Here is a 23,357-nt window from a genome sequence, read left to right as displayed (position 1 = left end):
TCACATCCGCAACAACAGACGTTATCACGCCTGCTTGACCGCCTTGATAAAGGCTTCGATCCGCGCGGCATCCTTGATGCCCTTGGCTTGCTCGACACCGCCACTGACATCCACGGCATACGGCCGTACCTGGGCAATCGCGTTCGCCACGTTATCGGGCGACAGACCACCGGCGAGAATGATCGGCTTGCTCAGTTTTTCCGGCACCAGCGACCAGTCGAATGCCTCGCCCGTGCCTCCCGGCACCCCGGCAACATAGGTATCGAGAAGTATCCCGCTGGCCTCGCTGTACAGCTTGCATGCTGCCTCCAGATCATCCCCCGGACGCACCCGCAAGGCCTTGATCCACGGCCTGTTATGACCGGCGCAATCCGCCGGGGTTTCATCGCCGTGGAATTGCAGCAGATCCAGCGGCACCGCCTCGAGGATTTCACCCAATTCGCAGCGGCTGGCGTTGACGAACAAACCCACGGTGGTCACGAACGGCGGCAACGCAGAGATGATCGCCCGCGCCTGCTGCACATCGACCGCACGCGGGCTCTTGGCATAAAACACCAGACCAATGGCATCAGCGCCCGCTTCAGCCGCAGCCAACGCATCTTCAATGCGGGTAATACCACAGATTTTGCTGCGAACTACGCTCATGACCTGTGAACCTCGGCTGAACTGGAAAGTCCCGGATGTTAGCAAATGGCTTGTGGGTCGTCAGCCGCCAGCGTCTCGTAACCAGTGAGAAAGTGTGGGCCGATGTAACGCTCGGGCAAGGCGAACTCGTCGTGATACTCCACCTGCACCAGGTACAGGCCGAACGGATGCGCCGTAACTCCACCGGTGCGCCGCTCGCGGCTTTCCAGTACTTCCTGGGCCCACTCCACAGGGCGTTCACCCGCACCGATGGTCATCAGCACCCCGGCAATGTTCCGCACCATGTGGTGCAGGAAAGCGCTGGCGCGGATATCCAGGACAATCATCTTGCCGTGACGGGTAACCCGCAGGTGATGGATGTTCTTGATCGGCGACTTGGCCTGGCACTGACCGGCACGAAAGGCGCTGAAGTCATGGGTGCCTACCAGGTACTCGGCGGCCAGGGCCATGCGCTCGACATCCAGCGGCCGATGGTTCCAGGTCACTTCCTGGCCCATATGCGCAGGACGGATCTGATCGTTGTAGATCACGTAGCGGTAGCGCCGGGCAATCGCTTTGAAGCGCGCATGAAAATTCGCCGGCATCTCCTTGGCCCAGGCCACGCTGATGTCGTGAGGCAAGTTGATGTTGGCGCCCATGGTCCAGGCCTTCATGCTGCGCACCACCTGGGTGTCGAAATGCACCACCTGGCCGCAGGCATGAACGCCAGCATCGGTACGCCCGGCGCAAAGCAGTGAAACCGGCGAGTCCGCCACTTTCGACAACGCCTCTTCCAGAGTCTGCTGGACGCTCGGCACACCATCGGCCTGACGCTGCCAGCCGCGATAGCGCGAACCTTTGTATTCAACGCCCAGAGCGATACGGAAGAAGCCTTCGGCCGCCGATTCGGCAACCGTGTTATCAATGATTTCCAAGAAGATACAGCCTGTTGATTAAGCAGATAGCGGGAATTATAACGACAACGGCAGCCACCAGGGCTGCCGTTGGACGTACAAGGGCAGGACTCAGACCAGACGCGAAAGCATCTCTTCGGCTTCCTGTTTCTGGGTATCGCTACCCTCCTTGCGCACTTCGTCGAGAATGTCGCGGGCGCCGTCATGGTCGCCCATGTCGATGTAGGCACGGGCCAGGTCGAGCTTGGTCGCGGCTTCATCGGCGCCACCCAGGTAGTCGAACTCAAGGTCATCACCCAGATCGTCGCTCAGGGCATCTTCGGCCGTGAAGTGCGGCTCGATCGACGGCTGTTCGAGGCTCTGCGATAGCTTGTCGAGTTCGGCGTTGACGTCGTCAAGCTCGGAAGCAAAGCTCTTGGCCGCATCCGACTCGTCGTCCAGCGACAGCGACAGGTCGAAGTCCTCCGGCAGATCCAGTTCGCTCAACGGATCGAACTCCGGCATCGTCTCGTCGAAGGCGGCCAGCTCGGCAGCGATATCGACTGGCTCGCTGGCTGGCATCGCCGCATGTTGATCAGCAGACACATCGAGATCGAAATCGGACAAGTCGTCGAGGGTTACCGGGGCTGGCTCGACAGTCTGTTCGGCCAATACGTCAAAATCAGTCTCAGCTTCCGGCACTGCAACCACCGGCTCGGGCGCAGCTTCCAGCTCAAATTCAGGCGCAGACTCACCCAGCTCCAGCGGTTCGCTCAACTCCAGGCCTTTGAGGTCATCGTCCAGGCTCAGGTCGAAGGCACTGTCGAGCTCATCTTCGACAATTGGCTCCAGCTCAGACTCCAGCTCCGGCTCCAGATCGGCTACGGGCTCTGGTTCTAGCTCGACGACTGGCTCTGGCTCTGGCAACACCTCAGGCTGCGCTTGCGGCTCGTCCTGCAACAAGGCCTGGACGTACTGGGCATCCATTTCGGCGGCCAGGGCTGCGGCGCCGATACCGCCGGCTGCGGCCAATGCCACCATGGCCGGAAAGCGGCTTTTCAGGGACTCGACATCGGCATGATTCTGGCCAGTGGCAATCAGTTGGCGCTCATGCCCCACAAAGGCATCACGATCACCCTGACGCGCATAGACCTCCATCAGTTTCAGACGCAGGTCGCTACGCGCTGGCGCAGCAGCCACGGCAGGCTCCAGCAGATCCGCAGCATGGTTCAGGCGGCCGCGGGCGATGCTCAACTCCACTTCGTCGAGCAGCGCATCACCGCCAGGCGCTGGCGTAGCATCGGCGGCAGGCGCTACCAGCGGCGCAGCCATTGGCTGTGGCCGGGCCGGCGCTGGCTCAAGCGGTTTTTCGCTCAAGCGGGTTTCCACCACAGGCGCTTCGGCAGCACTGGCAGCCGCAGCGGAGGCGGCCACGACCGCTGGTGCCAAGGTGACGCTCGGCCCTGGTACTTCCAGGCCTTCGAAACTGCTTGGCGGCAAGTCGAGGTCCGGGCCGCGCTCACCCTCTTCAGCCAGTGCACGGGCCATGCGCAGATGTTTTTCCGCTTCCTGGTCGGCCTTGCGCTTGCGTGCCAGCAGCAACAGCAACAAGAGCAACACCAACAGGGCGGAGGCAGCGATTAGTGCCAGCAACACCGGGTTGCCGAACAGATCGTCGAGCATCTTGCTGGAGTTGCCTGGGGTGGCCTCCTGAACAGCAGGTGCAACAGGTTCGAGCGGTGCGGTATCCACCGCCGCCGGTGCCGGGGTAACTACCGGCTCGCTCGGTGCCGGTTGCAACTCGGCAGCAATGGCTGGCGGCTCAGACGCTTCGGGCGTTGGCTCCTGGCCAGCAGCGCCCTCGGCTTCCAGCCGGGCCAGCTGATCGCTTTTCAAGGCGATCAGGCGTTCCATCTTGTCCAGTTGGCTCTGCAGATCGCTCATGCGACTTTTCAGTTCGGCATTGTCACGCCGCGTGGTATCGAGACGTTCCTCGGCGACTGCAAGCTTGTCGCTGACGGCTTTGCTGTCACCGGCAGCCTTTTTGCCGCCAGGCGTTACCAGACGCAGGTTGTCCTGATTGGCAACGCGCGCCGGAGCGGCCTCGGTGCCGGTGCGGCGGGTAGCGTCCAGTTGCCGCGCCCGAGGGCCCAGGCGCCGACCTTCACGCCAGGCGGCGTACTGCTCTGCAACTTCAGTAACCGCTTGACCCTGGGGAATGCTGGTGATCTGCTGCTGATCGGGCAGGCGCAGGACCTGGCCGGTTTTCAGCAGGTTGATGTTGCCGTTGATAAAGGCATCGGGGTTCAAGGCCTGGATGGCCAGCATGGTCTGCTGCACCGATCCACCCTGACGGGCTTTCGAGGCGATCTCCCACAGCGTGTCACGACGCACTGTGGTGTAGTTGGCCGGCGCGCTGACGGCCGGGCTGATGCTCGACTCCGGCTTGGCACCCGGCAACGCGGCCTGGTTGACCAGCACACTGTAGTCGCGCAACAGACGCCCGCTAGGCCACATGACCTGGACCAGGAACTTGACCATCGGTGCCGGCAGCGCCTGACTGGAGGTCACCCGCAATACGCTCTTGCCGTTGGGGTTGATCACCGGGGTGAACGTCAAATCGTTGAGGTAAGGCGGACGCTCGATCCCGGCCTTAGCAAACTCTTCAGGCGGAGCCAGGCTCGGGGCCATTTCAGCGGCGGTGAGATCGCGTACATCGAGCAATTCGATTTCGGCATCCAGCGGCTGGTTCTGCGCCGACTTGAGCGTCAATTCTCCCAAGCCGAGGGCATGCGCCATACCGGACGACAGCGCCGACGCCGCGGCAATTGCTAAGACCAGTTTGCGAATTCGAAGCATGACCTCTTCCTTTGAAAGAACCGTCCCCGGCCACCGAGCAATATCTCGGTAAAAATTAGCTGCAAGTATCTTTTACACCACATGTTTTATCAACAATTGCGCCAGTTGCACGGCGTTCAAGGCCGCGCCTTTGCGCACATTGTCGGTGGTCAACCAGAGGTTAAGCTGCTCGGCCTCATCGATTCCACCACGCACTCGTCCAACATAGACCACGTCTTGACCGACTGCGTCACCGACCGGGGTCGGATAATCCCCCTCCTCGACCAGCTCAATGCTGTCAGCAGCTTCCAGCGCAGCATTGACTGCTGCCAGGTCAATCGGTTCACGGCTTTGTACCGACACACTGTAGCTATCGCCGAAAAACACCGGGACTTGAATACAGGTGACGGAAATCTTCAGTGCCGGCAAGTCCAGCACTTCGCGCAACTCACTCACCAGACGGCGCTCCAGCGTGCCATGACCTTCAGCATCGTTGGCGCCGACCTGGGCCAGCAGATTGAAGGCCATTTGCCGATCGAAGAAGCGCGGCTCCAGCGGACGTGCGTTGAGCAGTTCCGCAGTCTGCCGAGCCAGCTCATTGACGCCCTCACGACCTTGAGCCGAGACCGCCAGGCAGGCCGTGACATTGACCCGCTCGATATCGAGCAAACCTTTGAGCGGTGCCAGGGCAACCGCCAGCGCCACCGCAGCGGCGCTCGGACTGCTCACTTGCAGGGGTTTACTCAGGGTTTCGAGCCGTGCAGCGTTAGCCTCGGGAACCAACGCGGGCGCCTGCTCGGCTGGCAAACCACCGGACAAGTCGATCACCGTGCAACCGGCCGCCTGGGCTCGCGGGGCAAAGCTGCGGGTAACCCCTGGCCCGGCGGCAAAAAAGACCAGTTTGACCTTGCTGAAATCGAAGCTGTCGACCTCGCGCACGCGCACGCTCTTGTTGCGGAACATCACACCGCTGCCGGCCGACTCGTTGCTGGCCAGCAGGTGCAGGGTAGCCACTGGAAAATCCTGCTCTTCAAGTATCTGCACCAGGCTTTCACCGACAGTACCGGTGGCACCGATGACGGCGATATCAATGGGCTGGCTCATGGAAAATCCTCTGCTGGAACGGCGGGAGCGGCACTTTACTTTGATTTACCTCAAGCCTCCACTGCTCCCGTAGGAGCGGATTCATCCGCGAAGGCCTGCACAGCAGTCCCATTGGGGCGCGTTGTGAGCTTTCGCGGATAAATCCGCTCCTACAGGTTGGGGAAACAAAAAGCCCGTGCTGTTTCCAGCACGGGCTTTCGGTCCAACCGGCGTCCGATCAACGCTCCAGCAGAATCCGCAGCATGCGACGCAGCGGCTCGGCCGCGCCCCACAGCAGCTGGTCGCCGACAGTGAAGGCGCCCAGGTACTGCGAACCCATGTTCAGCTTGCGCAGACGGCCTACCGGAATGTTCAGGGTACCGGTGACATTGGTCGGGCTCAGCTCCTGCATGCTGATTTCACGCTGGTTCGGCACCAGCTTCACCCATGGGTTGTGCTGGCTGATCATGCCTTCGATATCGGCGATCGGCACATCTTTGTTCAGCTTGATGGTCAGCGCCTGGCTGTGGCAACGCATGGCACCGATACGCACGCAGATGCCGTCGACCGGAATCGGGCTCTTGAAGCGGCCGAGAATCTTGTTGGTCTCGGCCTGGGCCTTCCACTCTTCGCGGCTCTGGCCGTTAGGCAGCTCTTTGTCGATCCACGGGATCAGGCTGCCCGCCAGCGGTACGCCGAAGTTTTCAGTCGGGTAGGCTTCGCTGCGCATGGCCTCGGCAACCTTGCGGTCGATGTCGAGAATGGCGCTGGCCGGGTTGGCCAGGTCATCGGCGACGGCAGCGTGGGTAGCGCCCATCTGACGAATCAGTTCGCGCATATTCTGGGCACCAGCGCCGGAGGCGGCCTGGTAGGTCATGGCACTCATCCACTCGACCAGACCCGCTTCGAACAGGCCACCCAGGCCCATCAGCATCAGGCTGACGGTGCAGTTGCCACCGATGTAGTTCTTGGTGCCGGCATCCAGCTGCTGGTCGATCACCTTGCGGTTGACCGGGTCCAGAACGATCACCGCGTCATCCTGCATGCGCAGGCTGGAGGCGGCATCGATCCAGTAGCCCTGCCAGCCGGCTTCACGCAGCTTGGGGAATACTTCGTTGGTGTAGTCGCCGCCCTGACAGGTCAGGATCACATCGAGGGTCTTGAGCTCTTCAATGTTATAAGCGTCCTTGAGCGGAGCAATATCCTTGCCCACAGCCGGACCCTGGCCACCTACGTTGGAGGTGGTGAAGAACACCGGCTCGATGAGATCGAAATCCTGCTCTTCCAGCATCCGCTGCATGAGCACGGAACCGACCATACCGCGCCAACCGATCAGACCTACACGTTTCATCGCAACTACACCTTTGCTAAAAAGTGGGCCGCTGCTTCACAAGGAAAAACAGCAGCGGGCCCGAGAGATTACAGATTCCGCAGCGCTGCGACTACTGCGTCGCCCATTTCCTGCGTACCTACCTTGCTGCAACCGGCCGACCAGATGTCGCCCGTGCGCAGCCCCTTATCCAGCACCAGGCTGACGGCCTTTTCAATAGCTTCGGCTGCCGCCTGTTGATTGAAGCTGTAACGCAACATCATCGACACCGACAAAATGGTTGCCAGCGGGTTGGCAATGCCCTGCCCGGCGATGTCTGGCGCCGAGCCATGGCACGGCTCGTACATGCCTTTGTTGTTGGCATCCAGCGACGCTGACGGCAGCATGCCAATGGAGCCGGTGAGCATGGAAGCTTCATCCGACAGGATGTCACCGAACATGTTGTCAGTGACCATGACGTCGAACTGTTTAGGTGCACGGACCAACTGCATGGCGGCGTTGTCGACGTACATGTGGCTCAGTTCGACATCCGGGTAATCCTTGGCCACTTCCTCGACGATCTCGCGCCACAGTTGGCTGGAGGCCAGAACGTTGGCTTTGTCCACCGAGCAGAGCTTCTTGCCGCGCACACGGGCCATATCGAAACCGACGCGGGCAATACGGCGGATTTCGCTCTCGCTGTACGGCAAGGTGTCGTAGGACTGACGCTCGCCGCCTTCCAGCTCGCGGGTGCCGCGTGGAGCACCGAAGTAGATGCCACCGGTCAGCTCACGAACGATAAGGATATCCAGGCCGGAAACAATTTCTGGCTTCAGCGAAGAGGCATCGGCCAGTTGCGGATAAAGAATTGCCGGACGCAGGTTGGCGAACAGGCCCAGTTGCGAACGGATCTTCAGCAGACCGCGCTCAGGGCGAATGTCACGCTCGATCTTGTCCCACTTCGGCCCGCCCACAGCGCCCAGCAATACGGCGTCGGCCTGACGCGCGCGCTCCAGGGTCTCGTCAGCCAGCGGTACGCCGTGCTTGTCGATGGCGGCGCCACCGATCACATCGTGGGACAGGCTGAAGCCGAGCTGGAACTTGTCATTGGCCAGCTCCAGCACCTTGACCGCCTCGGCCATGATTTCCGGACCAATGCCATCACCTGGGAGAATCAGAATCTGCTTGCTCATGGGTTCCTCTTGTTCGAATCAAGCGACACGCCGCACTGGCCTGCCGGAAAAATTTGGCCGCATCATCGCCGGGCAAGCCCGGCGATGACTTCAATCACGCATCACGAAACAACCAAGGCTGGCTGGCCCGGTGCTTGGCTTCGAAGGTGGCAATCGCATCACCGTCCTGCAAGGTCAGACCGATATCGTCCAGACCGTTGAGCAGGCAGTGTTTGCGGAACGCATCGATCTCGAAGTTGTGCACTTTGCCATCAGGACGGGTGACTGTCTGCGCCTGCAGGTCGATGGTCAACTGATAGCCCGGGTCGGCCTCAACCTGCTTGAACAGCTCATCGACTTCCTCATCACTGAGGATGATTGGCAACAGGCCGTTCTTGAAGCTGTTGTTGAAGAAAATATCGGCGTAGCTCGGCGCGATGATGCTGCGGAAACCGTACTCTTCGAGGGCCCATGGCGCATGCTCACGGCTCGAACCGCAACCGAAGTTCTCACGGGCGAGCAAGACGCTGGCGCCCTGATAACGGTCGTGGTTGAGGACGAATTCCGGGTTCTTCGGCCGCTTGCTGTTGTCCTGGTACGGCTGGCCAACATCCAGGTAACGCCATTCATCGAACAGGTTAGGGCCAAAGCCGGTGCGTTTGATCGACTTCAGAAACTGCTTGGGAATGATCTGGTCGGTATCGACGTTGGCACGGTCCAACGGCGCGACGAGGCCGGTGTGCTGGGTAAAGGCTTTCATGCTGCACTCCCTTGGATCAACTCACGTACGTCGACGAAACGACCGGTTACAGCGGCGGCAGCGGCCATGGCCGGGCTCACCAGGTGGGTACGGCCGCCAGCACCCTGACGGCCTTCAAAGTTACGGTTGGAGGTCGAGGCGCAATGCTCACCACTCTCCAGGCGGTCCGGGTTCATCGCCAGACACATGGAGCAGCCCGGCTCACGCCATTCAAAACCGGCCTCGAGGAAGATCTTGTCCAGACCTTCTTTCTCGGCCTGGGCTTTGACCAGACCCGAGCCAGGCACGACGATGGCTTGCTTGATGGTCGACGCCACCTTGCGGCCTTTGGCGATTTCGGCGGCAGCGCGCAAATCCTCGATCCGCGAGTTGGTACACGAGCCAATGAACACCCGGTCAAGCTGGATATCAGTGATCGCCTGATTGGCGCTCAAGCCCATGTACTTCAAGGCGCGTTCAATGGAGCCGCGCTTGACCAGGTCGGTTTCGGCAGCAGGATCCGGTACACGCTGGTCAACCGCCAGGACCATTTCCGGCGAAGTACCCCAGCTCACCTGCGGCTTGATCTGCGCAGCGTCCAGCTCGATCACCGTATCGAATACCGCATCGGCGTCAGACACCAGGTCTTTCCAGGCTTCTACCGCCTGATCCCACTGCTCGCCTTTCGGCGCATAAGGACGACCCTTGACGTAGGCCACGGTTTTTTCGTCGGTAGCGACCAGCCCCACTCGGGCGCCCGCTTCGATGGACATGTTGCAGATGGTCATGCGGCCTTCGACGGACAGGTCGCGAATCGCGCTACCGGCGAATTCCATTGCGTGGCCGTTGCCGCCGGCGGTGCCGATCTTGCCGATGACCGCCAGGACGATGTCCTTGGCCGTGACGCCAAAGGGCAATTGGCCTTCGACGCGCACCAGCATGTTTTTCATTTTCTTGGCCACCAGGCACTGGGTAGCGAGCACGTGCTCGACTTCCGAAGTACCGATGCCATGCGCCAGGGCGCCAAAGGCACCATGGGTGGAGGTGTGCGAGTCGCCGCAGACCACGGTCATGCCCGGCAAGGTCGCACCCTGCTCCGGGCCGATGACGTGGACGATGCCCTGACGCACGTCATTCATCTTGAATTCGGTGATGCCATACTCGTCGCAGTTTTCATCGAGGGTCTGTACCTGCAAGCGCGACACCTGGTCGACAATGGCGTCGATACCGCCTTTGCGCTCCGGGGTGGTCGGCACGTTGTGGTCAGGCGTGGCGATGTTGGCATCGATGCGCCAGGGTTTGCGATTGGCCAGGCGCAGGCCTTCGAAGGCTTGCGGCGACGTCACTTCGTGAATGATGTGACGGTCGATATAGATCAGCGCCGAACCATCGTCGCGCTGTTTGACCAAATGCGAATCCCAGAGCTTGTCGTAGAGCGTTTTGCCGGCCATCAGACTGTTCCTCATCAGCGTCTTTCTATACCAATAACCACTTGGCTTGTACGGACGATCCTATGAGGTTAGATTGAATAACTCAAATTCATAATTTTTATGCTTTGGATAACCAAAAGGAATTCGAGTAGTGGACCTGGCCAACCTCAATGCCTTCATCGCCATCGCCGAGACCGGCAGCTTCTCCGGCGCCGGGGAACGCCTGCACCTGACCCAGCCGGCAATCAGCAAACGCATCGCCGGACTTGAGCAACAACTGAGTGTGCGCCTGTTCGATCGCCTCGGCCGCGAAGTCAACCTGACCGAAGCTGGCCGCGCCTTGCTGCCACGCGCGTACCAGATCCTCAATGTGCTGGACGACACCCGCCGGGCCCTGACCAACCTCACCGGCGAAGTCACCGGCCGCCTGACCCTGGCCACCAGTCACCACATCGGCCTGCACCGCCTGCCTCCCCTGCTGCGTGCCTTTACCCGGCAGTACCCGACGGTAGCGCTGGACATTCAGTTTCTCGATTCAGAGGTGGCCTACGAGGAAATTCTCCATGGCCGCGCGGAAATCGCCGTGATCACGCTGGCTCCGGAACCGCACCATCTGGTCCGCGCCGTGCCGGTCTGGGACGATCTGCTGGATTTCGTTGCCGCACCCGAACACCCGCTGGCGCGAAACAACGCCGTCGACCTCGCCGACATCGCCCATCACCCGGCGGTGTTCCCCGGCGGAAACACTTTTACACACCATATTGTTCAGCGCCTGTTCGAAGCCCAGGGACTGACGCCAAACATCGCCATGAGCACCAACTACCTGGAAACCATCAAGATGATGGTTTCCATCGGCCTGGCCTGGAGTGTACTGCCGCGCACCATGCTCGATGAGCAGGTTGCGCCTATCGTTTTGCCGGGCATACAACTGTCGCGCCAGCTAGGCTACATTCTGCACACCGAACGAACGTTATCGAACGCAGCCAAAGCCTTCATGGCATTGCTCGACAGCCACGCAGGCGCTCCCGAGCCATTGAGGTAAAACCCGGTCAGTACGACTCTCAAGGACGCGTCACCTGCCAAAGGTCTGGTTCCGATGCCCAAATCAGCAAACCGCTTTCCGCGTCTGCCGCGCATCCATGCGGCAGACCCCCAGGCGTTGGAGCAGACCTGGGAAAATGCACCGCAACTGCTGGCGGCGTTGAATGGCGCGCGCCTGGGTGCCTGGTTCTGGGATGTCGAAAGCGGACAGATCAGTTGGTCGAGGGGCACCCAGGCACTGTTCGGTTTTGACCCCGAGCAACCGCTGCCCAACGATATTGATTACCTCGAATTGCTGCCGGTTGAAGACCGCGCCCGCACCCTGCAGGCCTTTAATGCGGTACTCAACGGCGAACCGGTGGAACAAGCCTTGCGCCACCGCATCCGCTGGCCCGACGGCAGCCTGCACTGGCTGGAAATCAACGGCAGCCTGGCTAAGGACAAGCATGGCCGCCCGCAGATGATCGGGGTAATCCGCGAAATTACCCGCCAGCGTGAACGGGAAACCGCGCTGATCAACTCGGAAAAGCGCTTTGCCACGCTGTTTCATCTGAGCCCTAACGTCGTACTGCTGACCCGCCGCTCCGACGGCCTGATCCATGAGGTCAATCAACACTTCGAAAAGACCCTCGGCTGGCCTGGCCATCAGGTTATCAACAAGACCACCATCGAGCTTGGCCTGTGGGCCAATCCACAGCAGCGCAATCTGGTCCTTGAAGCCACCCGCGGCAACAGCGGCCCGGTCACTCTGGAAGTACAGTTTTGCGCCAGCAACGGCAAGATCCACGACGGCATCCTCAGCACCCAGAACATCGAACTCGAAGGTACCGTTTACCTGCTCAGTACCTTCGTCGACACCAGCGAGCGCAAACGCGGCGAACAAGCCCTCAAGGACAGTCAGGAACGCCTGGACCTGGCGCTGGATTCCGCGCAGATGGGCACCTGGGACTGGCATATTCCCAGCGGCATGCTCTATGGCTCGGCGCGCGCCGCCGAACTGCACGGCCTCGAACCGGTACCTTTCCATGAGTCCTTCGAAGCGTTTTTCGAGGGGGTTCCAGAACATGAGCGCAGCACCATGCGCAAGGCCTATCGCAGCCTGCGCGAAGGTCCGGCCGGCAACTACCAGTTCACCTACCGGATCGATCTGGAAAACGGCACTTCACGCTATATCGAAAGCCGCGCCCGGCTTTACCGAGACGAACAGGGCAATCCGCTGCGCATGGCCGGCACCCTGCTCGACATCACCGACCAGGTTGAACGTGAACAACGCCTGACCAGTTCGGAAGAAAAGTTCGCCAGCCTGTTTCAGGCCAGCCCCGACCCGATCTGCGTGACCCGCCAGGACAGCGGCCAGTTCATCGAGATCAACCCCGCGTTCACCCAGACCTTCGGTTGGGACGCCAGCGACGTCATTGGCCGCACCGCAGAGGAAATCAGCCTGTGGGCCGAATCGGCCGAACGCGCCCGACGTATCGAGCAGGTGATCCGTGACGAAGCCCTGAACAATGTCGCCGTGGCCATCAACCACAAAGACGGCCAACCCCTGACCTGCGTGATCTCCAGCCGCCTGATCACCGTCGACGACCAGCCTTGCAGCGTCACCACCCTGCGCGACATCACTCAGCAACAAAGAGCCGAAGCGGCGCTCAAGGCCAGCGAAGAGAAATTCGCCAAGGCGTTCCACTCCAGCCCCGATGCCATCATCATTACCGAGCTCGACAGTGGCCGCTACCTGGAGGTCAACGACGGCTTCTGTCGACTGACCGGCTACAGCACCCGCGAAGTGATCGGGCGTACCGTCTACGAACTCGGCATCTGGGCCGACGACCGCCAGCGCGCAGCGCTGATCGCCGAATTCCAGGACAAGGGCCGGGTGCACCATCGGGAAATGCTCGGGCGCAACAAGCGCGGCGATATCCTCACCGTCGAGGTGTCGATCGAGCCCATCACCCTTAACGAATCAAAATGCCTGTTGCTGACCGCGCGTGACGTCAGTCAGCTAAAGAATGCCCAGGCGCAGATCCGTCACCTGGCCTATCACGACCCGCTGACCAACCTGCCCAACCGCGCCCTGCTGATGGACCGCCTGAGCCAGCAGATCGCCTTGCTCAAGCGCCACAACTTGCGCGGCGCCCTGCTGTTTCTCGATCTGGATCACTTCAAACACATCAACGACTCCCTGGGCCATCCAGTCGGCGACACCGTGCTGAAAATCATCACCGCGCGCCTGGAAGCCAGCGTACGTCTGGAAGACACCGTGGCCCGCCTGGGCGGCGACGAGTTCGTGGTGCTGCTCAGCGGCCTGGAAGGCAGCCGTGAGGAGGTCACCGAAAAAGTCCGTGAGCTGGCGGACACGCTGCGCGAATTGCTGGCCGAACCGATGTCGCTGGACGGCCAGCGCCTGCAGGTCACCCCCAGCATCGGCATAGCACTGATTCCCGATCACGGCTCAACCCCTGCCGACCTGCTCAAACGCGCCGACATTGCCCTGTATCGCGCCAAAGACTCCGGGCGCAATACCACGCAAATGTTCCATGCCACCATGCAGAAGGCTGCCAGCGAACGCCTGCGCATGGAAAGTGACCTGCGCCTGGCGCTGGCCCGTGGCGAACTGGCCCTGCACTTCCAGCCCCAGGTCGATGCCCGCGACAACCATATTATCGGTGCCGAAGTGCTGCTGCGCTGGCACCACCCGCAACTGGGCCAGCAACCGCCGTCGCAGTTCATCCAGGTACTGGAAGAGAGCGGCCTGATTCTCGAAGTCGGCAGCTGGATACTCGACGAAGCCTGCGATGCCTGCGCCGGCATGCTGCGCGATCACCTGATCGACGCCGACGAGTTCAGTCTGTGCGTCAACATCAGCCCGCGACAGTTTCGCCAGAATGACTTTGTTGAACGGGTACTGCGCAGCCTTGATGACTTCCGCCTGCCGTACAAGATGCTCAAGCTTGAGATCACCGAAGGCATCGTCATCCAGAACCTGGAAGACACCATCAACAAAATGCGCGAGCTCAAGCGTTATGGAGTGAGCTTTGCCATGGATGATTTCGGTACCGGCTATTCGTCGCTGACCTACCTCAAGCGCCTGCCGGTGGATGCGCTGAAGATCGACCAGTCGTTCGTGCGCGATGCGCCGGAGGACCCTAACGATGCGGAAATTGTCCGGGCCATTGTCGCCATGGCTCGCAGCCTCGATCTGGCGGTAATTGCCGAAGGCGTGGAGCTGTCCGAGCAGCTGGAGTTTCTCGAACGCCTGGGGTGCCATTTGTACCAGGGGTATCTGCACAGCCGGCCGTTGCCGTTGGGGGAGTTTCGGCGCTTGTTGCTTGAAACCCCGGCGCTGTAGGAGCGGGCTTGCCCCGCGATTGCAGGTTGTCAGCTACATCGCTTCGCGGGGAAAACCCGCTCCCACCGGCACACGGCCAACAAAAAAGGGCACCCGAAGGTGCCCTTTTCTTCACATCACCGCACTCAGTTCAGTGCAGGCTTGCTATCCCCATTGATCGGGATGCGTTTGGCCTTGGCCTCTTCCGGCACGATCCGCAGCAGGTCGATGCTAAGCAGACCGTTGGCCAGGCCCGCAGCCTTGACCTCGATATGGTCGGCCAGGCGGAAGGACAACTTGAACGCCCGCTGGGCAATGCCCTGATGCAGGTAGGTAACGCTGTCAGTGTTGCTTTCACGCTTGCCGCCAGTGACGGTCAAGACGCCTTTTTCCACTTGCAGATCAAGATCCTGCTCCTGGAAACCGGCTGCAGCAACGACGATTCGATAGTGGTCTTCGCCATGTTTTTCAACGTTGTAGGGTGGGTAGCTGCTACCCGCCTCGTTACGCGCCGCGGATTCGAACAGGTCATTGAAACGGTCGAAGCCTACGGAATGACGGAACAGTGGAGCCAGAGAAAAAGCAGTAGTCATGGTACGTCTCCTGAAAATCAGCGAGGTTTGTAGTAACGCGACCCGACTTCGGCATCGCGTACTCCTTAGATAAGGACCCTCGCCTGCTTTTCAAGCAACCCTGCAAAAATTTTTTCAGGCCGCCTCGCTGACCGGTACGCCGATCAATTGGCCGACGCGATCGCAGTCGGTTTCCCGGCGCAGCTCGGTGAACAACGCCACGGCCTCGGGGTAGGTACGGGTGAGCATTGCCACCCATTGCTTCAGGCGTCCTGGCGCCTGACGCGGGGTCATCTGTGCCCGGGCCTGGCCCCAGAAGTCCTGGATCAGCGGCAGCAGGCTATGCCAGTCCATCGGCACGAACTCGACGCCGTCGCGCTCAGCGGCAATCTGCCGGGCCAGGTCCGGACGCGAGACCAGGCCGCGGCCAAGCATGATGTCTTCGACACCACTGACTTCGCGGCAGCGCCGCCAGTCTTCGAGGGTCCAGACCTCACCGTTGGCGTATACAGGGACTTTGACCACATCCTGGACCTTGGCAACCCACTCCCAATGAGCCGGCGGTTTGTAGCCGTCAACCTTGGTCCGAGCATGCACCACCAGCTGTTCGGCACCGCCCTCAGCCAGGGCCAGGGCACAGTCCAGGGCGCCATCAGGGCTGTCGAAGCCCAGGCGCATTTTCGCCGTCACCGGTATATGTGCAGGTACCGCACGGCGTACTTCGCGAAGGATCGCGTGCAGCAGTTCCGGCTCCTTGAGCAGCACCGCCCCGCCTCGGGATTTGTTCACCGTCTTGGCCGGGCAACCGAAATTCAGGTCGATCACCGGCGCACCCAGCTCACAGGCCAGCACCGCGTTTTCCGCCAGGCAGACCGGATCGGAGCCGAGCAACTGCACACGCAAAGGGACCCCGGCCGCGGTCTGCGCGCCCTGGTTCAACTCCGGCGCCAGCTTGTCGAAGGTGGCAGCAGGCAACAGCCGGTCGCAGACGCGAATGAACTCGGTGACACACCAGTCGATGCCGCCTACCTGGGTCAGTACGTCACGAAGGATGTTGTCGACCAGCCCCTCCATCGGGGCCAGGGCAATTTGCATGGGTTGCATCTCGAGCGGAAAAGGCCGGCAGTCTAGCAAAATCCGCGGGTTACAGCGCTCCGGCCATCAGCGCCTGGCCATAGCCGTCGATGAACTCGCTGGGCATGCGCTTCGGCCGCCCTGTGGATAACTCGATGCAGACGAAGGTGGTTTGCGCGCGCAGCAAGGTGGTGCCGTCGCTGGGACGCACCAGCTGAAAGCGCCGGGTCATCCTCAGGCGCTGGTCCCAGTCGACGATCCAGGTCGCCAGCTGCAACTCGTCGTCTTCATACGCGGCCGCCAGGTAGTCGATCTCATGACGGACCACCGCCATCGCCCGGTCCAGGCGCCGGTACTCGGCCAGGTCCAGGCCCAGACGCTGGGAATGACGCCAGGCACAGCGCTCCAGCCAGGTGACGTAGACCGCGTTATTGGCGTGGCCAAGGCCATCGATATCGTCGGCTGCGACGCGCAGGTCGATCGTGAACGGTGTTGCCAGATCCCAACTCATGCCCGCTCCAGGTCTGTGATGAACGGGCAGAGTGTAACGGATGCTCAGGCCGATTGCCGCGCCGGTTCGCGATGGCGTGCCAGCAGCGCTGTTACGCCTTCGATCAGCTGCGGATCGGACAGCACCCGCTGGTGGCCACCTTCAGGCAGCAGCAACAGACGACTGTCGAACCACGCCTGGTGAATCGCCCTCGCCTCGCTGGCCGGCACCAGGCTGTCGTCTTCGGCGTGCACAATCAGCGCCGGGATTTCCAGCTGGTAGCCACTGACATCCAGGCGCGTGATCGGTATGCCGACATCTCGCTCGACCTGACGGACGAAGGCTGCCCGGGCCCGCGTCGGCATGCCCAGATGCTTGGCAAAGCGGCGCAACACGCCCAGCAGTTGCGCGGGTGCAGCAACACTGACCGCCATTTGCGCACGCAGTCCCCACTGCAGGGCCAACATGACACTGGAACCACCCATTGAATGGCCGATCACTGCGTGCAATGGCGGCAACTCAGCGGCGGCTTCCAGAATTGCCCGCGCAAACAGTGCGACATGCGCTTGATTGCCCGGCGAATGTCCATGGGCCGGACCTTCCAGGGCCACGGCGGTGTAACCGGACTGCACCAGGCTGTCGATCAGGTGCGCGAACTGGGTTGGCCGCCCTTCCCAACCATGCATCAACAACACGGTCGGGCCTTGCCCCCAGCGCAGCGCCGACAAGCCGAAACGCAAGGTAATGCGTTCAGAGCGGGCCAGCAGGGGCAGCTCCCACTCGCGCGGCGGCAAGTTGCGCGGGGTCATGAAGGCGCGGCGCATCTTGCCGGCGATATGTTCCGGCGCCAGCTGTCCGAGGGTGCCGTTGACGCTACGAATCCAGCTCAAGGTATTCATCGCTTCGCTCCGGTGGGTGTCGCTCGATCAGACCACCGCCGATTTGGCGGCACGCAGGATACGGTCAGACAGCTCGTCTGTGCCCAGGGCGCGGGCCAGGGCCAGACCACCGACCATCAATGCCAGGTCGGCGAGGACCTTGTCGGCCTCTTCGGGGCTGTCGGCAAGATTTGCCATCATCAATTCGAGGTGTTCCGCCAACACCTGGCGGAAGCTATCGGGCAGTCGCGCCATCTCACCCAGGGAGTTGGGCAGAGGGCAGGCGCGTTCGGTGGCATCACGGTGTTTGCGCGACAGGTAGAAAGCGGCAACCAGGGCACGGCGCTGTTCGCCGCTCATGCTCGGGTCGACCTCGGCAAGCAATGCCCGACGCTCTGACAGCAGCTGACTGAAGGCTTCAAGCATCAGCGCATCCTTGCTGTCGAAGTGCGCGTAAAAGCCCCCTACCGTAAGCCCGGCCGCGCCCATGACCTGGTTGACGCTAGGCTCGGCGGGGCCGTGCTGGATCAGTGCGCTGCAGGCGGCATCCAGAATCCGTTCGCGGGTTTTTGCTTTTTTGTCGTTCATGACTCGCCTCCGAATATTATGGATAGAATATTATTCTCATAATATTTTTCTGCAAGCACTTTCCCCTGCCGTTGGTCGCGCAGAGGAATCAGGAGGTAAGGAGAACTTTTTTCGAGACAAAAACAAAAGGCTCATTCAATAATCGAATGAGCCTTGAAATCCCACAAAGTGGGTAAAATGGCGTCCCCTAGGGGACTCGAACCCCTGTTACCGCCGTGAAAGGGCGGTGTCCTAGGCCACTAGACGAAGGGGACTTGTAACCTTCGTACAGATCCGTTTTCACGAATCCTGGCAAAATTGGTGGAGCTAAGCGGGATCGAACCGCTGACCTCCTGCATGCCATGCAGGCGCTCTCCCAGCTGAGCTATAGCCCCGGATTTTTAGCCTCGCGGCCCAGCAACATCTTTCGATATCGCTTGTGTAAAACTGGCGTCCCCTAGGGGACTCGAACCCCTGTTACCGCCGTGAAAGGGCGGTGTCCTAGGCCACTAGACGAAGGGGACGAACCTTCTTACCTGACAACCCGGTTGCTGTAACCCGGTTGATTCCGCAGTCAGTGTAGCCGACTACGGAGCGGAATTTGGTGGAGCTAAGCGGGATCGAACCGCTGACCTCCTGCATGCCATGCAGGCGCTCTCCCAGCTGAGCTATAGCCCCACTATGTCGCTTTGAACTGAATCGCTTGGCTGGGTGCTTCGCGTTTCGTTTCGTTCATCGCTGTGGACGGGGCGCATATTAAGATCGGATTGCAGACCTGTCAAATATATTTTCAACAAATTCTGAAATTTTTTTCCGAGATAACAAACACTTACCGGCCAGACGTGGTTTCAGCCCGCAAAAACGGGGTTGCAGATAGGTGCCTGTAGGAGCGGATTCATCCGCGATGGACTGCGCAGCAGTCCCATTTTGGGGCCGCTGTGCGGCCCATCGCGGCGGTCCGGCGTCCCAGTGAATCCGCTTCTACAAAATCAGGCGATGGTGCCCAACAGCTTCTCCCACTCTTTGTTTTCTTTCTTCGACACACCACCGAGCAGATCCAGCGCCTGGCGCAGGCGGTAGCGGGTCAGGTCCGGGCCAAGGATCTCCATCGCGTCGAGTACCGATACCGAACTGGCCTGGCCGCTGATCGCGGCGAACATCAGCGGCATGGCATCACGCAGCTTCAGCTCCAGCGCCTCGACCACGGCCTGGATGCAGCCGGTGATGCGGTCTTTTTCCCACTGACGCAGACTTTCCAGTTTCCACAGGATCAACTGCAGAACCTGACGCACCTGGTCGGCCGAGAGTTTTTTATGCTCGAACAGTTTGGCATCGAGCTTTAGCGCGCCTTCGAAGAAGAAGCCACCCAGCTGCGCGATCTGGCTGAAGGTCTCTACCCTGCCCTGCACGTGCGGCGCGATTTTCATCATGTAGTCGCTGTTGAATGCCCACTTCTGCACTCGCGCGGCGAACTCTTCCACTGGCAGCTCGCGCAGCCACTGACCGTTGAGCCAGGACAGCTTCTCGATGTCGAAAATCGGCCCGCCCAGGGAAACCCGCGACAGGTCGAAGTGCTCGACCATCTCGGCCAGGGAGAACTTCTCACGCTCGTCCGGCATCGACCAGCCCATGCGGCCCAGGTAGTTGAGCATGGCTTCCGGCATGAAGCCCATGCGCTCGTAGAAGGTCACCGAGGTCGGGTTCTTGCGCTTGGACAGCTTGCTCTTGTCCGGGTTACGCAGCAGCGGCATGTAGCACAGGGTTGGCTGTTCCCAACCGAAGTACTCGTAGAGCTTGATCAGCTTCGGCGCCGACGGCAGCCATTCTTCACCGCGCAACACGTGGGTGATGCCCATCAGGTGGTCGTCGACGACGTTGGCGAGGAAGTACGTCGGCAGGCCATCGGTCTTCATCAGTACCTGCATGTCCATGCGGTCCCATGGAATTTCGACATCGCCACGGAGCATGTCCGGCACCACGCAGACGCCTTCGCTCGGCACCTTCATGCGGATTACATGCGGCTCGCCAGCGGCCAGGCGACGCTGCACTTCTTCGGCCGACAGCAGCAAAGCGCGACCGTCATAGCGCGGGGTCTCGCCACGGGCCATTTGCTCGGCGCGCATCTGGTCCAGCTCTTCGGCCGTGCAGAAGCACGGGAACGCGTGGCCCATGTCGACCAGTTGCTGGGTGTACTGTTTGTAGATGTCGCTGCGCTCGCTCTGCCGGTACGGGCCATGCGGGCCACCGACGTCCGGGCCTTCGCTCCACTCGATGCCGAGCCAGCGCAGGGCGTCGAAGATCTGCTGTTCGGACTCGCGGGTCGAACGCAACTGGTCGGTATCTTCGATACGCAGGATGAACTCGCCGCCGTGCTGCTTGGCAAAGCAGTAGTTGAACAGGGCGATATAGGCGGTGCCGACGTGAGGATCGCCAGTAGGCGAAGGCGCGATACGCGTGCGAACGGTGGTCATGGAGAGTCTCGAACTAGAGATGAATCAAAGGCTGGATGTTAACAGGGAGCGGGCATCCGGCTCCAGCAATGGGCGCGATCGCCACTTGTAGTGGTGGATCCAAACACGGTTAAATTTGCTTACATTTTTGCAACGATAGTACTCCATGCCCGCTCAACTCAAACGCCGCCTGCTGGTTTTCCTGACCCTGGTTCTGCTGATTGCCCTCGCCTTCCTCGCCCAGTGGTACCTCAAGGGACGCTTCTACCAGAGTACCGACAACGCCTATGTTCAGGGTGAAATCACCCGGGTTTCCAGCCAGCTCAGTGCGCGTATCGATGAAGTCCTGGTCCAGGACAACCAGCATGTGGCCAAGGGCGACCTGCTGGTGCGCCTGGAGCCGGACGATTTCCGCCTCGCCGTGGAACGCGCCCGCGCCGCCCTCGACACCCGTGAAGCCGAGCGCCTGCAAGCCGAAAGCCGCCTGACCCAGCAATCCAGCCTGATTGCCGCGGGCCAGGCGCAAGTCGCCGCCAATCAGGCCACCCTGGGCCGCGCCGAACTGGACCTCAATCGCGCCCAGGCCCTGCGCAAACCGGGCTTTGTTTCCGAAGAGCGAGTGACCACCCTGTCGGCAGAAAACCACGTGGCCCACTCTCTGGTGAGCAAGGCCCAGGCCGACCTGCAAGGCCAGCGCCAGCAGGTCAACGCCCTGAGCGCCGAAATCAAACGCCTGGACGCCCAGATCGTCAATGCCCGCGCCGATCTGGCCCAGGCCGAACTGAATCTGACCCGCAGCGAAATCCACGCGCCGATCAGCGGCATGATCGGCCAGCGCGCCGCCCGCAACGGCCAGGTGGTCCAGGCTGGCGCCTACCTGCTGTCGCTGGTGCCGGACGAAGACATCTGGATTCAGGCCAACTTCAAGGAAACCCAGATTGGCCACATGCAGCCCGGACAGAAAGCCGAGCTGGTGTTCGACAGCTACCCCGACAAACCAATCCAAGCGCGGGTCGACAGCCTGTTCGCCGCCTCCGGCGCCCAGTTCAGCCTGTTGCCGCCCGACAACGCCACTGGCAATTTCACCAAAGTGGTGCAACGCATTCCGGTGAAACTGACCTTCGCCGCCGACAACCCGCTGCAAGGCCGGATCCGTCCTGGCATGTCGGTCACTGCTACCGTGGACATCCGGGAAATCCGGAACATCGCCGACAATGGCCGGTGATGCTCTGATCCGTCCCGTCGGCGAACCTAGCCGACGCGACTGGATCGCGGTAATGAGCGTAATGCTCGGCGCCTTCATGGCGGTGCTCGACATCCAGATCACCAACTCTTCGCTCAAGGACATCCAGGGCGCGCTCTCGGCGACGCTGGAAGAAGGCTCGTGGATCTCCACCTCGTACCTGGTGGCCGAGATCATCATGATCCCGCTGACCGCCTGGCTGGTGCAGTTGCTGTCGGCGCGACGCCTGGCGGTGTGGGTGTCGCTGGGCTTTCTGGTGTCGTCGCTGTTGTGCTCCATGGCCTGGAACCTGGAGAGCATGATCATCTTCCGCGCCATGCAGGGTTTTACCGGCGGCGCGCTGATTCCGCTGGCATTCACCCTGACCCTGATCAAACTGCCCGAGCACCATCGCGCCAAGGGCATGGCCATGTTCGCCATGACCGCGACCTTCGCCCCTTCCATCGGCCCGACCCTGGGCGGCTGGCTAACCGAAAACTGGGGCTGGGAGTACATTTTCTACATCAACATTCCGCCCGGCCTGATCATGATCGGCGGCTTGCTGTATGGCCTGGAAAAGAAAGCGTCGCACTGGGAACTGCTGAAGAGTACGGACTACGCCGGCATTGTTACCCTTGGTGTAGGCCTGGGTTGCCTGCAGGTATTTCTTGAGGAAGGCCATCGCAAGGACTGGCTGGAGTCGAGCCTGATTGTCGGCCTCGGCAGCATCGCCCTGCTGAGCCTGATCACCTTTGTCATCGTGCAGTTTTCCAAGCCCAATCCGCTGATCAACCTGCGCATTCTCGGCAACCGCAATTTCGGCTTGTCGAGCATTGCCAGCCTGGGGATGGGGGTCGGCTTGTATGGCTCGATCTATCTATTGCCGCTGTACCTGGCACAGATCCAGAACTACAACGCCCTGCAGATTGGCGAAGTGATCATGTGGATGGGCGTTCCGCAGTTGTTTTTGATTCCGCTGGTGCCGCAGCTGATGAAGGTGATTTCGCCGAAAATCCTCTGCGCCCTGGGTTTTGGCCTGTTCGGCTTTGCCAGCTTCGGTTCCGGGGTGCTCAACCCGGATTTTGCCGGCGAGCAGTTCAACCATATCCAGATCATCCGCGCCCTGGGTCAGCCAATGATCATGGTGACCATCTCGTTGATCGCCACCAGCTACATCCTGCCTCAGGATGCGGGCTCGGCTTCAAGCCTGTTCAACATCCTACGCAACCTCGGCGGCGCGATAGGCATTGCCTTGCTGGCGACCCTGCTGGATGCGCGAACCAAGGTGTATTTTGATTACTTGCGCGAGTCCATCGTACCGAGCAATCCGCAGGTGGCGGAGCGTCTGGCACAACTGGCAGAGCGTTTGGGTAGCGATAGCGCGGCGCTGGGCAAGCTGAGTGAAATTACCCACCAGCAGGCGATGATCATGGCCTATAACGATGCTTTCCATTTTGTTGGCATCGGCTTGGCGATCAGCATGCTGGCGGTGTTGATGACGCGCAAATTGCCGGCAGGCTTGAAGGCCGGAGAGGCCCACTGATCCGCCTTGCAAATCGCTTTGTAGGAGCGGGGGGGGGGGGGGGGGGGGGGGGGGGGGGGAGGGGAAGAGGAACGCGCATGGGTCCACCGCCGGGCGAACCCATC

At 61.0% G+C, this 23,357-nt stretch carries 18 protein-coding genes and 4 tRNA genes; 4 read left to right on the top strand and 18 right to left on the bottom strand.

Features of this window, described 5'->3' with window-relative positions:
• Positions 1–24: 24 nt before the first annotated feature.
• From ACO6VD_RS01550 to leuC, 8 genes are all read right to left on the bottom strand, one after another.
• Positions 25–645 (bottom strand): phosphoribosylanthranilate isomerase, encoded by a 621-nt coding sequence (locus tag ACO6VD_RS01550; protein ID WP_422416547.1) that lies wholly within the window; start codon positions 643–645, stop codon positions 25–27.
• A 38-nt stretch (positions 646–683) separates the two neighbouring features.
• Positions 684–1,559: a tRNA pseudouridine(38-40) synthase TruA gene (gene truA, locus ACO6VD_RS01545; RefSeq protein WP_422416545.1), complete on the bottom strand. Its 876-nt coding sequence runs from the start codon at positions 1,557–1,559 to the stop codon at positions 684–686.
• A gap of 90 nt (positions 1,560–1,649) precedes the next feature.
• On the bottom strand, positions 1,650–4,376 hold the full coding sequence (locus tag ACO6VD_RS01540) for a FimV/HubP family polar landmark protein (RefSeq protein ID WP_422416544.1): 2,727 nt from the start codon (positions 4,374–4,376) through the stop codon (positions 1,650–1,652).
• Between the two features lie 72 nt (positions 4,377–4,448).
• Positions 4,449–5,459: an aspartate-semialdehyde dehydrogenase gene (locus ACO6VD_RS01535; protein ID WP_422416542.1), complete on the bottom strand. Its 1,011-nt coding sequence runs from the start codon at positions 5,457–5,459 to the stop codon at positions 4,449–4,451.
• 217 nt (positions 5,460–5,676) lie between these two features.
• Positions 5,677–6,789 (bottom strand): aspartate-semialdehyde dehydrogenase, encoded by a 1,113-nt coding sequence (gene asd, locus ACO6VD_RS01530; RefSeq protein WP_422416540.1) that lies wholly within the window; start codon positions 6,787–6,789, stop codon positions 5,677–5,679.
• Between the two features lie 68 nt (positions 6,790–6,857).
• On the bottom strand, positions 6,858–7,940 hold the full coding sequence (gene leuB, locus ACO6VD_RS01525) for a 3-isopropylmalate dehydrogenase (RefSeq protein WP_422416539.1): 1,083 nt from the start codon (positions 7,938–7,940) through the stop codon (positions 6,858–6,860).
• 94 nt (positions 7,941–8,034) lie between these two features.
• Positions 8,035–8,679, bottom strand: coding sequence for a 3-isopropylmalate dehydratase small subunit (gene leuD / locus ACO6VD_RS01520; protein ID WP_422416537.1), 645 nt, complete (start codon positions 8,677–8,679; stop codon positions 8,035–8,037).
• The gene (leuC, locus tag ACO6VD_RS01515; RefSeq protein WP_400173395.1) at positions 8,676–10,109 is read right to left on the bottom strand and encodes a 3-isopropylmalate dehydratase large subunit; all 1,434 of its coding nucleotides are present in this window, start codon (positions 10,107–10,109) and stop codon (positions 8,676–8,678) included. Before leuC ends, leuD begins: the two co-directional genes overlap by 4 nt.
• Before the next feature lie 130 nt (positions 10,110–10,239).
• Between leuC and ACO6VD_RS01510 the strand changes: the two genes are divergently transcribed.
• Both ACO6VD_RS01510 and ACO6VD_RS01505 read left to right on the top strand, forming a co-directional pair.
• On the top strand, positions 10,240–11,130 hold the full coding sequence (locus ACO6VD_RS01510; protein ID WP_422416536.1) for a LysR family transcriptional regulator: 891 nt from the start codon (positions 10,240–10,242) through the stop codon (positions 11,128–11,130).
• A 54-nt stretch (positions 11,131–11,184) separates the two neighbouring features.
• Complete coding sequence (locus ACO6VD_RS01505) at positions 11,185–14,478, top strand: sensor domain-containing protein (RefSeq protein WP_422416534.1); 3,294 nt, start codon at positions 11,185–11,187, stop codon at positions 14,476–14,478.
• Between the two features lie 125 nt (positions 14,479–14,603).
• Here ACO6VD_RS01505 and ACO6VD_RS01500 read toward each other — a convergent pair whose 3' ends face one another.
• The 10 genes from ACO6VD_RS01500 to gltX all read right to left on the bottom strand — a co-directional run bounded on the left by ACO6VD_RS01500 (position 14,604) and on the right by gltX (position 20,509).
• A complete protein-coding gene (locus tag ACO6VD_RS01500; RefSeq protein ID WP_422416532.1) occupies positions 14,604–15,050 on the bottom strand; it encodes an Hsp20 family protein in 447 nt (148 codons plus the stop codon).
• A 114-nt stretch (positions 15,051–15,164) separates the two neighbouring features.
• Positions 15,165–16,124, bottom strand: a complete 960-nt coding sequence (locus tag ACO6VD_RS01495; protein WP_400173399.1) for a tRNA dihydrouridine synthase — start codon at positions 16,122–16,124, stop codon at positions 15,165–15,167.
• A 49-nt stretch (positions 16,125–16,173) separates the two neighbouring features.
• A complete protein-coding gene (locus ACO6VD_RS01490) occupies positions 16,174–16,614 on the bottom strand; it encodes an acyl-CoA thioesterase (RefSeq protein ID WP_400173400.1) in 441 nt (146 codons plus the stop codon).
• A 44-nt stretch (positions 16,615–16,658) separates the two neighbouring features.
• Entirely contained in the window at positions 16,659–17,492 is an 834-nt protein-coding gene (locus ACO6VD_RS01485) for an alpha/beta fold hydrolase (protein ID WP_422416530.1), read from the bottom strand.
• A 27-nt stretch (positions 17,493–17,519) separates the two neighbouring features.
• Positions 17,520–18,059: a TetR/AcrR family transcriptional regulator gene (locus tag ACO6VD_RS01480; protein ID WP_400173402.1), complete on the bottom strand. Its 540-nt coding sequence runs from the start codon at positions 18,057–18,059 to the stop codon at positions 17,520–17,522.
• Positions 18,060–18,237: 178 nt separating this feature from the next.
• Positions 18,238–18,313: transfer RNA gene (locus tag ACO6VD_RS01475), tRNA-Glu, on the bottom strand.
• Between the two features lie 44 nt (positions 18,314–18,357).
• Positions 18,358–18,433: transfer RNA gene (locus ACO6VD_RS01470), tRNA-Ala, on the bottom strand.
• Between the two features lie 53 nt (positions 18,434–18,486).
• Positions 18,487–18,562 (bottom strand) — tRNA-Glu (locus tag ACO6VD_RS01465).
• A 78-nt stretch (positions 18,563–18,640) separates the two neighbouring features.
• A tRNA-Ala gene (locus tag ACO6VD_RS01460) sits at positions 18,641–18,716 on the bottom strand.
• Positions 18,717–19,027: 311 nt separating this feature from the next.
• Positions 19,028–20,509, bottom strand: coding sequence for a glutamate--tRNA ligase (gene gltX, locus ACO6VD_RS01455; RefSeq protein WP_422416528.1), 1,482 nt, complete (start codon positions 20,507–20,509; stop codon positions 19,028–19,030).
• Positions 20,510–20,654: 145 nt separating this feature from the next.
• Here gltX and ACO6VD_RS01450 point away from each other — a divergent pair, with 145 nt between their 5' ends.
• Positions 20,655–21,713 carry an HlyD family secretion protein gene (locus tag ACO6VD_RS01450; protein ID WP_422416526.1) on the top strand — a complete coding sequence of 353 codons (1,059 nt, stop codon included), beginning with the start codon at positions 20,655–20,657 and terminating at the stop codon, positions 21,711–21,713.
• On the top strand, positions 21,703–23,253 hold the full coding sequence (locus ACO6VD_RS01445) for an MDR family MFS transporter (protein WP_422416524.1): 1,551 nt from the start codon (positions 21,703–21,705) through the stop codon (positions 23,251–23,253). The genes ACO6VD_RS01450 and ACO6VD_RS01445 overlap by 11 nt, the downstream gene beginning before the upstream one ends.
• Positions 23,254–23,357 lie beyond the last annotated feature (104 nt).

The sequence above is a fragment of the Pseudomonas sp. GZD-222 genome (assembly GCF_049310525.1).
Classification (GTDB): Bacteria; Pseudomonadota; Gammaproteobacteria; order Pseudomonadales; family Pseudomonadaceae; genus Aquipseudomonas.
This window is presented reverse-complemented; position numbering and strand designations above follow the sequence as displayed.